Annotated in this window: 10 protein-coding genes, 1 tRNA gene and 1 rRNA gene (1 of these 12 cut by a window edge); 9 read left to right on the top strand and 3 right to left on the bottom strand. The window is 30.0% G+C overall.

All coding sequences use genetic code 11. The features are described 5' to 3' along the window. The 5 genes from CLSA_RS02250 to CLSA_RS02270 all read left to right on the top strand — a co-directional run. Window positions 1–971 (top strand): 23S ribosomal RNA (locus tag CLSA_RS02250); it begins 1,939 nt to the left of the window's first position. 70 nt (window positions 972–1,041) lie between these two features. Then, window positions 1,042–1,116 (top strand) — tRNA-Asn (locus tag CLSA_RS02255). 216 nt (window positions 1,117–1,332) lie between these two features. Further along, complete coding sequence (locus CLSA_RS02260; RefSeq protein WP_022743776.1) at window positions 1,333–2,280, top strand: polysaccharide deacetylase family protein; 948 nt, start codon at window positions 1,333–1,335, stop codon at window positions 2,278–2,280. A gap of 353 nt (window positions 2,281–2,633) precedes the next feature. Beyond that, window positions 2,634–4,013 carry a TldD/PmbA family protein gene (locus CLSA_RS02265; protein ID WP_022743777.1) on the top strand — a complete coding sequence of 460 codons (1,380 nt, stop codon included), beginning with the start codon at window positions 2,634–2,636 and terminating at the stop codon, window positions 4,011–4,013. Between the two features lie 3 nt (window positions 4,014–4,016). Continuing rightward, window positions 4,017–5,360: a TldD/PmbA family protein gene (locus CLSA_RS02270; protein WP_022743778.1), complete on the top strand. Its 1,344-nt coding sequence runs from the start codon at window positions 4,017–4,019 to the stop codon at window positions 5,358–5,360. Between the two features lie 455 nt (window positions 5,361–5,815). Here CLSA_RS02270 and CLSA_RS02275 read toward each other — a convergent pair whose 3' ends face one another. Continuing rightward, window positions 5,816–7,687, bottom strand: coding sequence for an LTA synthase family protein (locus tag CLSA_RS02275; RefSeq protein ID WP_022743779.1), 1,872 nt, complete (start codon window positions 7,685–7,687; stop codon window positions 5,816–5,818). Window positions 7,688–7,879: 192 nt separating this feature from the next. On the opposite strand from CLSA_RS02275, the gene yedF reads away from it, so the two are divergent. Continuing rightward, window positions 7,880–8,449 carry a sulfurtransferase-like selenium metabolism protein YedF gene (yedF, locus tag CLSA_RS02280; RefSeq protein ID WP_022743780.1) on the top strand — a complete coding sequence of 190 codons (570 nt, stop codon included), beginning with the start codon at window positions 7,880–7,882 and terminating at the stop codon, window positions 8,447–8,449. Between the two features lie 71 nt (window positions 8,450–8,520). Continuing rightward, window positions 8,521–9,480: an NAD(P)/FAD-dependent oxidoreductase gene (locus tag CLSA_RS02285; RefSeq protein ID WP_022743781.1), complete on the top strand. Its 960-nt coding sequence runs from the start codon at window positions 8,521–8,523 to the stop codon at window positions 9,478–9,480. Between the two features lie 192 nt (window positions 9,481–9,672). Here CLSA_RS02285 and CLSA_RS02290 read toward each other — a convergent pair whose 3' ends face one another. Both CLSA_RS02290 and CLSA_RS02295 read right to left on the bottom strand, forming a co-directional pair. Then, the gene (locus CLSA_RS02290) at window positions 9,673–10,251 is read right to left on the bottom strand and encodes a GDSL-type esterase/lipase family protein (protein WP_022743782.1); all 579 of its coding nucleotides are present in this window, start codon (window positions 10,249–10,251) and stop codon (window positions 9,673–9,675) included. A 93-nt stretch (window positions 10,252–10,344) separates the two neighbouring features. Further along, window positions 10,345–11,031, bottom strand: a complete 687-nt coding sequence (locus tag CLSA_RS02295) for a RusA family crossover junction endodeoxyribonuclease (RefSeq protein WP_022743783.1) — start codon at window positions 11,029–11,031, stop codon at window positions 10,345–10,347. A gap of 678 nt (window positions 11,032–11,709) precedes the next feature. Here CLSA_RS02295 and tsaD point away from each other — a divergent pair. Both tsaD and CLSA_RS02305 read left to right on the top strand, forming a co-directional pair. Further along, entirely contained in the window at window positions 11,710–12,729 is a 1,020-nt protein-coding gene (gene tsaD / locus CLSA_RS02300) for a tRNA (adenosine(37)-N6)-threonylcarbamoyltransferase complex transferase subunit TsaD (protein WP_022743784.1), read from the top strand. Window positions 12,730–12,737: 8 nt separating this feature from the next. Further along, a complete protein-coding gene (locus CLSA_RS02305; protein ID WP_022743785.1) occupies window positions 12,738–13,748 on the top strand; it encodes an alpha/beta fold hydrolase in 1,011 nt (336 codons plus the stop codon). Window positions 13,749–13,986: the final 238 nt, after the last annotated feature.

Here is a 13,986-nt window from a genome sequence, read left to right on the forward strand (position 1 = left end):
GTAGCGAAATTCCTTGTCAGGTAAGTTCTGACCCGCACGAATGGCGTAATGACTTGTGCACTGTCTCAACTGCAAATCCGGCGAAGTTGTAGTGCGAGTGAAGATGCTCGCTACCCGCGATTGGACGGAAAGACCCCGTAGAGCTTTACTGTAGCTTAGCATTGAATTTCGGTATTGTCTGTACAGGATAGGTGGGAGACTGGGAAACTAGGGCGTCAGCCTTAGTGGAGTCGTTGTTGGGATACCACCCTGATAGTATTGAAATTCTAACTGGATGCCATGAAACTGGTGACAGGACATTGTTAGGTGGGCAGTTTGACTGGGGCGGTCGCCTCCTAAAATGTAACGGAGGCGCCCAAAGGTTCCCTCAGAACGGTCGGAAATCGTTCGAAGAGTGCAAAGGCAGAAGGGAGCCTGACTGCGACACCTACAAGTGGAGCAGGGACGAAAGTCGGGCTTAGTGATCCGGTGGTACCTCGTGGGAGGGCCATCGCTCAACGGATAAAAGCTACCTCGGGGATAACAGGCTGATCTCCCCCAAGAGTTCACATCGACGGGGAGGTTTGGCACCTCGATGTCGGCTCGTCGCATCCTGGGGCTGAAGTAGGTCCCAAGGGTTGGGCTGTTCGCCCATTAAAGCGGCACGCGAGCTGGGTTCAGAACGTCGTGAGACAGTTCGGTCCCTATCCGTCGCGGGCGTAGGAAATTTGAGAGGAGCTGTCCTTAGTACGAGAGGACCGGGATGGACTGACCTATGGTGTACCAGTTGTTTCGCCAGAAGCATAGCTGGGTAGCTAAGTCGGGAAGGGATAAACGCTGAAAGCATCTAAGTGTGAAGCCCACCTCAAGATGAGATTTCCCATAGCATAAGCTAGTAAGACCCCTTGAAGACTACAAGGTTGATAGGTCAGAGGTGTAAGTGCGGCAACGTATTTAGCTGACTGATACTAATAGGTCGAGGGCTTGACCAATATAATCAAGTTGTAAATTATACATTAATGTATGCAATTTTGAAAGAACAATATTCTTTCAGAATGACGTTCCGCGATAGCTCAATGGTGGAGCACTCGGCTGTTAACCGATAGGTTGGAGGTTCGAGTCCTCTTCGCGGAGCCATTTTTATTTTATAAGGTTTTTTAAAAATATGAAACTTTTATGAGATCGTAAAAAAATTTAATAAAAATTTAAGAATATTTAGTCGAGAAATCGGCTTTTTTTATTGTAAAAAATGCGCTAAAAGCTATATAATATGTGTAGAGAAAATATTGCAGTTCTATATAAACTTAAGAGAATAAAATACAATACTATATTTAAAATCTAAGGGGTATAAAAATGAAAAATAATTTTAGGTACAATAAAAACAAACAAAGAAATATTAAAAAATTAAGATTAATTATTTCATGTATTGTTATTGCTGTAATTGTTGTTGTAGGTAGTACTATAATGGCTCAAAAGTTTTCTGCAAATAAACAAAATGTACAAGCCCAAGCAGTTGAAGCAAATAAGCAAACTGATTCTCAAGGAGAAAATGCAAGTAGCAAAGAAACAGAAAATAATATAACAAAAGAAAGTGATTCGGAAGTTGAAAATCCGGCATTTATAGAAAAATATTTAGATCAGCAGATGAAAGGTCAAAAACCTGATGGTGCAGATGGCAAAAAAGTTGTATATTTGACGTTTGATGACGGTCCATCAGAAACAGTAACACCACAAATATTAGATACTCTTAAAAATGAAAATGTACATGCAACTTTTTTTCTTATAGGAAAATATATTGATAAAGATGATACAAGTAAAAACTTAGTAAAAAGAGAATTAGCTGAAGGCAATGCAATAGGAAATCATACTTATTCACATGATTATAATTATTTATATCCAAATGGAAAGATAAATTTACAAAATTGTATGTCTGATTTTGAAAAGACTGAACAATCATTAAAAAATGTTTTAGGACAAGATTTTTCAACGAGAGCTATTAGATTTCCAGGAGGACAAATGACATGGAGTAAGAAAGACCCTACTGGAGCAGATGCTATGGATAAATCATTACACGGAAAAGATTGGCATCAAATTGATTGGAATGCATTATCAGCAGATGCAGAAGGCTCGCCTAAGAATGCTGAACAGTTAAAAGATGAAGTTATAAAAACTGTCGCTGGTAGAGAGAAGGCTATAATATTAATGCATGATACTTATGGTAAAGAAGAAACAGCAAAAGCTTTACCTGAGGTAATAAAGTACTTAAAAGGGCAAGGATACGAGTTTAAAATTATGAAATAATTTAATATAAGTATTAAAAATAGACAGGCTATGTTATTTTTAGTTTTATATATTATGTACTAGTTAAACTAGAAGATTAATATATATTATTAATTTAAAATAACATAGCCTATTTTAGTATATTGAGAAAATTAACAAGCTTTTTCTAATTTTAAAGTCTAGTATTAGAAAAATATAAAAAATTAAGCTATTAGTATTCATTTTTTTATAAATTATTTTTTAAAATATATATTAAGAATATAGGTTTAATAATTTAATTGAAATATTATTTAGTAATGATAAACTATTAATATAGGTGATCTTTTGGTACTTAATATTATTTTCACATTATGCAAGGAATAAGGAGGAATAACATGTTATCAAAAAATATTGCTCAAGAGGTATTGGCAAAGTGCTTAGCGACAGGTGGAGACTTTGCTGAAATATTTGAAGATGATTCGATTAATAATTCTATATCATTAATTGATGGAAGAGTTGAAAATGCAATAGGTGGAAGAACTTATGGAATAGGAATCAGAATTTTTAAAGGGTTAAAAAGTGTATATGCATATACAAATAATAATAGTTTAGATAGTCTTTTAGAAACTGCTTATAGTGCAGCGTTAGCATTAGGAGAAATAAAAGAAGATAAATCAATTATACTTAATGAAAGTAAGATAACTACAATACATCCAATAATCTATTATCCTAAAGATGTAGCTTATGAAAAGAGAATAAGTATTTTGAAAAGTGGGTATGGAGCAGCTAAGAATTATAGTGATGATATTTCACAAGTTGTTGCAAACTACTCAGATAAGCAACAACATATTTTAATTGCAAATACTGAAGGATTATATATAGAAGATACACGAGTACGAACAAGACTTGGAATAAGTGCAATTGCATCTAAGGAGAATGAAAATCAAACTGGTTTTGAAGGACCAGGTGCACATAAAGGAATTGAATTATTTGATACCATAGATCCAGAATACTATGGAAAGGAAGCTGCAAGAGTAGCAACAACTTTACTTTATGCTAAAAATTGTCCAGCAGGTAATATGGCTGTTGCAATTGATAATGGATTTGGTGGAGTTATATTCCATGAAGCGTGTGGTCATGCTTTGGAAGCGAGTTCAGTTTCCAAAGGAAATTCTGTTTTTGCAAATAAATTAGGACAACAAATTGCATCAACTAAAGTTACTGCTATAGATGATGGGACAATTCCAAATGCTTGGGGATCATTAAATGTAGATGATGAAGGTAATAAGACTCAAAAAAATGTGCTAATTGAAAATGGAATTTTAAAAGGTTATATGATTGATAAGTTAAATGGAAGACGTATGAACATGGAGGCTACTGGTAGTTCAAGGAGACAAAGCTATAAATATCAACCAACTTCAAGAATGACTAATACTTATATTGCTGCAGGCACTGATAAAGCAGAAGATATTATTAAATCTATTTCTGATGGATTATATGCTAAAAAACTAGGAGGAGGATCTGTAAATCCTGTAACTGGTGAGTTTAATTTCTCTGTTCAAGAAGGATATCTAGTTAAGAATGGTATTATACAAGAGCCTGTAAGAGGTGCCAGTCTTATTGGTAAGGGAAGTGAGGTTCTTATGGATATTGATATGGTTGGAGATAATTTGAAATTAGCTCAGGGCGTTTGTGGAGCTTCATCTGGAAATATTCCAACTAATGTAGGTCAACCTATGATTAGAGTAAAGAAAATGACTGTAGGAGGTAGATAGGATATGGATATTAGCTTATTTAAGGAAGAGTTATTTAAAGAAGCCAAGAAAAATGGATTTGAAGAATGTGAAATATTTTATTCAGATGCAGAGAGTCTAAGTTTAAATATTTATGAAGGTGAAGTTGAAAAGTATAAGTTAAATAATGCTTTTGGATTATCTTTTAGAGGTAAGATAAATGGTAAAATGGGATATTCTTATACTGAAATATTAGATAAAGATGCAATATCCATGCTTATTAATAATGCTAAGGGGGCAGCTATTGCTATAGAAAATGATGATGTCCAATTTATCTATGAAGGAGATAAAGAGTATAAAAATATAGATTATTATAAAAAAGAGCTAGATAGCATTAAACCGGATGAATATATTAAACTTGCATTAGAAATGGAACAAGAATGTAAGAAACAATGTGATAAGGTAGTTAATTTTGGTGGATGCGGAATAGGGTATGGTAAGTCTAGCTATGGAATAATGAATTCAAAAGGTCTTGATTTAAAGAGCTCAAGAAATAGTTTGACTGCATATGTAGTCCCTATAATTGAAGATGGAGATCAAAAATATGATGGTATGGGATATGTTGTTGCTAAGAAGTTAGGTGATATAGAGCCTAAAAAATTAGCAAAGCAAGGTCTTGAAGAAGCACTTTCTAAAGTTGGTGGGAAGAGTATTCCTTCAGGTAAATATAAGATTATTATAAACAACGAGGCTATGGTATCATTACTTGGAACATTTGATTCTATTTTTGATGCAGAACAGGCTCAAAAAGGATTATCTTTATTAAAGGGAAAGGAAGGAGAAGTTATAGCTTCGAACATAGTAACATTAGTTGATGATCCACATTTAAAAGATGGACTTGGTTCATGTTGTTTTGATGATGAAGGTGTTGCAACTTACAAAAAGGAAATTATAAGTAATGGTAAATTAAACACTTTGCTATATAATTTAAAAACTGCACATAAAGCAGGAGTTAAATCAACAGCTAATGGGTTTAAATCATCATATGCATCAATAGTTGGAACTAGTGCAACAAACTTTTATATAAATCCAGGAAAGAAGTCATTTGAAGAGCTTTGTGAAGATGTGAAAGATGGTGTAATATTAACTGAATTTGCTGGACTTCATTCAGGTGCAAGTTCAGTAACAGGCGATTTTTCTTTAGCAGCTAAGGGATTCATGATAGAAAATGGAAAGAAGACATTCCCTATAGAACAGATTACAGTAGCAGGAAATTTCTTTACTTTATTAAAGGATATAGAAGAAGTAGGAAGTGATCTAAAATTCCCTATGAGCAGTATAGGATGCCCATCAGTAATCATAAAAGAACTTTCAATAGCAGGTAAATAAAAGAATTTTGTAAAGTAAAATTAATGAATAATTAATTACTTATTCATGTGCGTAAAGCAAAGCTAGTAACTATTATACTATATGTTAAATATTATAAGATATAAAGTCACAATGATTGAAATAAATTAATTTTTATCAGTTATCTGCATTAGAATAGGTTAACTTTACGCTTATTATTATTATTATTTATCTATAAAAAGACTTCGAATTATACTTATACTTAGAATATATTTAGTAATAGAAATTAAGGGATCTCTTTTGCGTAGCATTGCATTTAGCATGAGGCTGTAGGTATTTCTTAAGTAGAAGTTGTTCAAATCTTGCTTGTTATCAGTTTGCCTGAGGAGCATGCAGGATTTGAACAACTTTTACTTTTAGAAATCCACAGCCTTATTCTATAGCAATCTAGCAAAAGAGTTCCCTTAATTTTGGTTAGTTACAAAATAATTTTAATATTATTTATGAACATAATTTGCACGTATCATTTTGTCTGAAATGTCTAGTGATTTTTTATAAATTGCTTTTTGTTCATCTGTAAGATTTTCTCCGCCCTTTAATGTACCATCTGTTATTATAGCGAATGATCTTTCAGTGTTTAGAAGATTTCTACCCATAACTGAATTTTCATATTGATCTTTAGGTACACCAAGTAAATAAAGTAGTGTTGGCATTAAATCAATTTCTCCATTATATAATTTGTCAAATGATTTAGCTTTAATAGTTGATGATGGATCATAAATTATAATTGGAACGTTGTGATTACCATTATCTAAGAACCAATCTTGTTTAGTTGATAGTTGATCGATATCATCATCATAGTATTTATGAACTCCAGTATGATCACCCATGATAGCAATAATGCTATTTTGTAAAATACCTTCTTGGTTTAATAAGTCAAGGAAGTGACCTGTTTGTTCGTCTGTATAATGAATACTCTCAAAGTATCCGCCAAGTTTATTTTTATCTAATTCAGGATCAAGATTTAACTTTCTATATTGCTGTGGCAAATCAAATGGACCATGACTAGTTAAAGTTATAGTCATACCATAGAAAGGCTGAGGTTCTTGCTTTAACATTGGGGTAACTTGTTCAAAGTAGCTTCTATCACTTGTTCCCATACCTATTTCTTCATCATGATTAAATGAGTAATAATCAGTAAATTTTTGAAAACCAATTCCTCCACTTAAAGCTAATTGATAGTTCCAAAATGAACCTTTATCAGGATGTATAACAGTAGTGTTATATCCATTTTTAGCTAAAATTTTTGGCATTGAAGCATAGTCATTATTTGGATATCTAAAGAATGTACAGCCTCTTCTAAGTGGTAATAATGATGTATTTGTCATGAAATCACAATCTGCACTTGTACCTTCATTAACTTGTTCGAATGTGTTAGGGAAGTAAAGTGAGTTGTTTAACAATTTATTTAAATTAGGTGTAATTTCTTGTCCATTAATTTTTTGTCCAATGACAAAGTTTTCAAGAGATTCCACTTGAATATAAATTAAGTTCTTACCTTTTGCAGCACCAAAGTACTCATTATCGGGTAAATTCTCTTTTTTTGTTTCAAAGTATTCGTTAATATCAGTCATATCTTCTTTAGTTAACTTATATGGCTTAGAATCACGATATACTGTGTAAGCATCGATTATATGATAACCTACAGGTGAAAGGTATCTTGTTGTACTTGTTGGATCATAGTTATCAAAAAAATAAGAATTTTTAACATTTTTATTATGTAGTACATTAATGTTAAATGGAACATAAACTATATATATTAATGCAACAATAAAAACACACAGGAATGTTTTTGGTGACCTGTTAATGTTTTTAACATAAGATTTTCTAGTAAAGAAAACATATATAGGAAGTATTATTAAATCTAAAATAAATAGATAATCATAAGAACTAATCATTGACATTATGCTGCCTGTCATGTTATCTAAGTTAGATGTTTGAGATAGAAGCAATGCTGATGGCATTGTTTGAAAACCTCTGAAGTACCAAACATCAAGTAATACTAGAAATGTTGTAATTATGTCTACTATAAATATGTATATTACCATTCCTCTTCCTTTAAATAAAAGGGAAAAACTCAAAAGTACTAGGGTAAAAGCTATATAGTAAGTTAAGCATGCATTAGCAGAATTATAACCTGCAAAAAAATTAAAGTTATAAGGGTTTTTACTTGTAAGAAATCCTTGGACGAAAATGCCCTTTAAGACCATTGAAATTAGTGGAATCAAAAATAAAACAGATTTTACAATTGTATGTTTTGTTAAATTATTTTTTAGAAATTCATTAAGCTTGGAGCTAAAAGAATTCATAAATTCACCTCAATTCATTAATAGTTACTACAATATAGTATACATAAAATTATAAATTAAACCAAGATTAATATATGGGGGTATACTATTAATGCAAAAAAATTATATAATAGTAGTAGCAAATTTAAAGGTTAAGTTGAATAATAGTGATTAATAGAATCAACTAAATATTTTACAAAGGGGTTATATTATATGAAAGAAATAGATTGTAGAGGATTATCTTATTTAAAAATAATAAGAGAAATAAAAGGCTATTTTAATTCAATTGGTGAAGGAGAAGCTATAGTAATAGTTGATAGTGATCTTGGTAAATCCAATGTTATTAGATACACATTACATAAGGGATATCATGTAGAACAAGAAAGTGATGATGACATATTTAGAATAAAAGTTGAAAAAAGAGGATGTTTAGAAATCGAGGTAGAAGAGCAAATATTTTCTATATTAGTTACTTGTGATAAATTTGGAGAAGATGAAAAGTTAGGAAGAATTTTAATTAAAGAATATTTTGAGGCATTAAATGAATGCGATGAACTTCCTCGACATATATTATTCTTAAATTCAGCTGTTAAGTTATTTGCAAAAGATTCAGAGACTTTAGAAGAAATAAGAATGTTACATAAAAAAGGTGTTGGGATTTTAATTAATGATACATCTTTAGATTATTATAATTTGAAAGAAGACATTACTTTTGGTGATATTACAAATATGTATCATATGGTTATTTTGATGAAAAAATCAAAGAACTTAATAAAATTATAAGAATTGATAAATATACATATATATTTAGTAAGAAATATAATGAGAAGTGTTATTGTATGGAGGATGTTAACATGCCTAATTATGAATTGATTATTATTGGTGCTGGAATAGCAGGAATGACGGCAGCAATAGGGGCTAGAGAAAGAGGGATTAAGAAGATATTAATGCTTGAAAAAGAATCAAATGTTGGAGGAATAATTAATCAATGTATTCATAATGGATTTGGAGAAAAGCTTATAGGAGAGAAGGTAACAGGTCCAGAATACATTTGTCACATAGAAAAACAATTAGAAAAAGCTAATGTAGATGTAGTTTTAAATGCTAATGTCCTAGATATTACAAGAGAAAAAGTAGTCACATATGTGAGCCCTAAAGATGGGGTAAAGGATGAAAGTGCAGGAGCTATAATACTTGCAATGGGTGCTAAAGAAAAATATTCTGGTAACTTTTTAATACCTACAAATGGATTAACAGGAATATTTACAGTTGGAGAAGCTCAGAGAATAGTAAATTTAGAAGGATATTTACCAGGAAAGAAAACTATTATTATGGCTAAGGATAAATGGGGATTTATAATGGCAAGAAGATTAATAATAGAAGGCGGAAATGTAGAAGGTGTAATACTTGAAAATGAATTTAACAAAATAGCAAATCCAGAGATAGAAAGTATAATTGATGGTTTTAATATACCTATAATTGAAAATTCCAAAGTTATTAATGTTGAGGGAAAAACTAGAGTACAGAAAATTAGAATCATGAACGTAAATGATAAGACAATTACCGAAAAGGAATGTGATTCATTACTATTATCTGTAGGATTTGTACCAGAAGTTTCAATACTTAGAAAATTAAAAATAAATTTTGATGATAAAACATTAGGACCTAAAGTAAGAGATTTTAAAACATCATTAGATGGATTCTTTGCTTGTGGAAATATTATATATGGTGAAGCAGCGTTAAATATGGAAGAAATTGATGGTATTGAGTGTGGAATAAAAGCAGCAGAATATATACAAAAGTATATATATTAGAGTTGTCTAATAATTAATTAAAGTACATGGTATTCTTTTATTTCGATTACTAGAGAAAATGCGTGTAGATTTCTAATAACAAAAGTTGTACTTATTTATGCATGATCTTCAGAGTAAACTAAGGACCATCATAAAGGAAACAACTTTTGTTAAAGAAATTATACAATATAAGTTTAAATTTAAAATAGTTTATTATATGTTGAAGTCAATGGAATTCATGGCTTCTTTGTACATAAGCTCATGACCCAAAGAGTTTAAGTGAAGTCCATCTAGATATATTCTTTCATCCTGATTTATTGTTAAAGTATAGAAATCAATGAATTTAATATTATATCTATTGCACAAGTCAATAAGTCGTTCTCTTAATATTTTAAGTTCACTTTCTGCATAATCATAAAATGAAGAGGGAGCAAATATTTTTGATGCCATTTGGCCAATAATTTTAGGTGGTATACCTATTATGATTTTGGAATTAATATTTATTGTATCTTTAATCATTAAGTCTATATTTTCAATTATTGAATTAACACTTCTTCCAAGAAGAAGGTCATTTGTCCCCGCCATTATAAAAATTTTAGATGGAGAATACATTAATACATCAGTGTAATATCTAGAAATCATTGAGGGTGTAGTGTCTCCATTACATGCTTTATTTAATGAGTAAAAATGAAGTTTTTCAGTAAGCTTATATACCCAAGAATTTTCTTTAGATACTCCATATCCAACTGTTAAGCTGTCTCCAAAAAATATAATATTAAAATTATTGTCCATAATAAAAATCCCTTTCTAATTAAAAGTTAATCAAGTAAATTTTAGGCACATGAAAGAAAATAACAAGTCTAATCTATCATGACCTAAAACATATTAGAATAATTTATTGAAGCATTTTTTACAAATTAAAGTTTTACCACTATCAGCTTTTACATAATCATCAGATGTTATATTTTTTTTACATATAGTACATATTTTTAATAATGGAATAGTTTTATTATTATCAGTTTGTTGTGATTTAGTAGTATTTTTTTTTGATTTTGTAGTGGTTAAATCTATTTTGGAGCTAGTATTTTCAAGATTATTATTAAATAATCCTTTTTTTATTGGAGAATATAGTTTTGGTTGTGAAGGTATAGGTTTTTGAGTTATTGTAAAGTTAAAATTGTATTTACTTTCAGCAAATAATTCTAATTCAAATCTAGGATTTTTATTATCATAATATTCTTCAGTAAAAATTCTTGTTATTTGAGCATCATTAACAATTAATCCGCTTTTTTCTATGCCATCGAATATGCTTTTTGTAATGTTGATTGTATCTGGATGACGCTTTTCACTTTTATAAAAAACTCTAAGTATAGCAATTAAACTTTCATCGAAAATGATATCTGGATTTTGACTTCTTGCTAATAATGCAATTTCTTGTTCATATAATGCATATCTATCATGATATTTTCCTGAATTATTTGGAAGAATAGCACGTCCGTTTATATTATGTAATTTAAAATTTGATTTTGTTATGGGTGAACCATTGATTATAACTTTAGCGTAATCAGCCATTTAAATTCTCCTTGAATAAAATTATATATTATTTTTTGTATGTATATTTTGTCTTTCACTAAAATATACAACATATATATTATACAATAATCATAAATTGATAATATTGGATAGATAAAGTATAATATTTGAGTAATATAAATGTGAAAAATATTTAAATATTATGTTGCAATTTTAATAGTTAAATAAAATAAAGTTACTGTCATCTGTATTATGATAAATTATTTTTTCATAATATACATATTTAATTGATTTTTTACGACATATTGCATTTTATGTATGTTTAAATATAATAAATATGTAATATAATTGATAGGATAATGTAAGTTTTATAAGTTATAATTATAGATATAAATTTAAACTAAATCTAGAAGAATAACAAGTCATCATGATGCTCAACAGGTAAACAAGTTGCTTTACTGCATGGCATAATATATCCATTCCATTTTGACATGTTATTTTATTTTATGTACCCAAGTTATTAAGAATAATCAAAAGAATAGATTATAGGCTTGATTATTTAGCACCATATTGAGTTCGCAAATTATGACGAGATACTTGTTTGTAAGTATAATTTGTTTCATTGTTTGCTACCAAATATTCAGCGAAATTTTAGTCTATTATTTTCTTTCATGTGAATTATGAAGAAAAACTTAAAATAAGAAGAGGGATAAATATATGAGTAAAAAAATAATTTTAGCAATAGAATCGAGTTGCGATGAAACATCTGCTGCAGTTGTTGTAAATGGCAGGGAAGTTTTGTCTAATGTAATTGCATCACAAATAGATACACATAAGAAGTTTGGAGGCGTTGTTCCAGAAGTTGCATCAAGAATGCATATTGAAGTAATAGACAGCGTAGTAAAAGCAGCTTTAGAGGAAGCTAAAGTTTCTTTAAAAGATATAGATGGAATAGGTGTTACTTATGGTCCAGGACTTGTTGGAGCTCTTTTGGTTGGTCTTCAATATGCGAAGGGACTTTCTTTAGGTTCAAAAATACCACTAATACCGGTTAATCATATTCAAGGTCATATTAGCGCTAATTTCATTCAGCATAAAGATTTAAAACCACCATTTGTATCATTAGTTGTATCAGGTGGTCATACATTTATAGTTTATGTAAAAGGATACAGGGATTTTGAAGTCATAGGACAAACAAGAGATGATGCAGCTGGAGAAGCATATGATAAAGTAGCAAGAGCTTTAGGACTTGGATATCCAGGTGGACCTAAAATTGATAAATTAGCTAAAGAAGGCAATGAGAATGCAATAGAATTTCCAAGAGCTAAATTTCATGATGATACATTAGATTTCTCATTTAGTGGAGTGAAATCTGCTGTATTAAATTACTTAAACAAAGCAAAAATGAAAGATGTAGAAGTAAACAAAGCTGATGTTGCAGCATCATTTCAAAAAGCAATTGTAGATGTATTAAAAAATAATGTTTTTTTAACATGTGAAAGAAGAGGTGTTAAGAAGATTGCAGTAGCAGGTGGAGTTGCTTCTAATTCTTGTTTAAGAGAAACACTTCAAAATGAAGGAGCTAAGAAGGGAATTGAAATTTTATTCCCAGCACCAATATTATGTACTGATAATGCGGCTATGATTGGAAGTGCGGCTTATTATAATTATGAAGAAGGGTTAGTATCAGATTTAGATATTAATGCAAAGCCTAATTTGAAATTAGGGGAGGATTAGATGGCAGTATGAGGTTAATATCACACTCTAATGGACTACATACAGTTGACAAGGAAAAGCTTGGAAAGATTGCAATTATAAAACGATGCATTATTTTTTTTATAGGATTGCTAATTTTAGGTTTTGTGATACAAATGGTAACAGATTTTGTAGATAATTTAGGATTAAAATCAAAATTTAAATATGTTAGGATAGATGGAAAAAAGATTGAATATAAACTTAAAAGCAGTGGTGGTTCAGATTATACTGTGGTGTTTGACGGTGAAATCGGAGCTAATATGTATGAATGGGATAAGGTTTGTAAAACATTAGAAGCTGATAAGAAATTATCAACATTTGTATATAATAGACGTGGCTATGAGTTTAACGATGGTGGAGATCTTATGACGCCAGAAGAACAAGCAAAGATTTTAAAGAATTTGTTAAAAAAAGCAGGAGCTCCTGAACCTTATATCTTTGTTGGAGAAGAATATGGAAGTTTAGTTGCTACCAATTTTGCAAAATTATATCCGGAGTCAGTAGCGGGTGCTGTATTAGTAAATCCTTTGTCTGAGGAAAACATAAATACAGAAGAATTTAAAAATAGTATAAAATATAAATACTATAGAAGTGAATTTGAAAAAATAGGTTCTAATTTTGGATTGACTTCATTAATGAGTAAAATGGGATTAACTATAGAAAATAAAAGTTTTGAAGAAAATATAGATCAAAATGAATTAGAGGAATTTAATAAATTTAAGAACAAGAAAAATTATAAAGAGGCTGTGTCAAATGAATTGAAGAATTTATACAGAAATGCATCTGAAAGCCAGACAGAAGGGTTATTATCCAATAAACCATTATGTTTAATAACATCTAATGATGATGATTCCATAAAGAAGATAGGAAATCAATCACTTACTACTGTAGTTAAATCGGAGGCAAATAGTGATACATTATCATTATTAGATTCAGATGAAATAGTAAATGGAATAAACACTACGTTGAAAGAAGTAAGAAAATTAGCGAAGAGTTCATAAATTTAAATTATATATATAGCACTTAACAGAAAAAAATTATGCTCTGATGTTTAGAGTACTAGAAAAATGCTTGTGGATTTCAAATAACAAAAGTTGTATCATTCAGCATGAGTCTTAAGTAAGTTAATGACATGCAAAATGAAGTGACTTGTATTAAAGAAGTTCTACAAGCATTTTTTAAATGTAATACTACACAACAGCGCAACATTTCTTCCTAATCTGTGATACATTTAAAAGT

Origin of the sequence: Clostridium saccharobutylicum DSM 13864, from assembly GCF_000473995.1 — a bacterium.
Classification (GTDB): Bacteria; Bacillota; Clostridia; order Clostridiales; family Clostridiaceae; genus Clostridium; species Clostridium saccharobutylicum.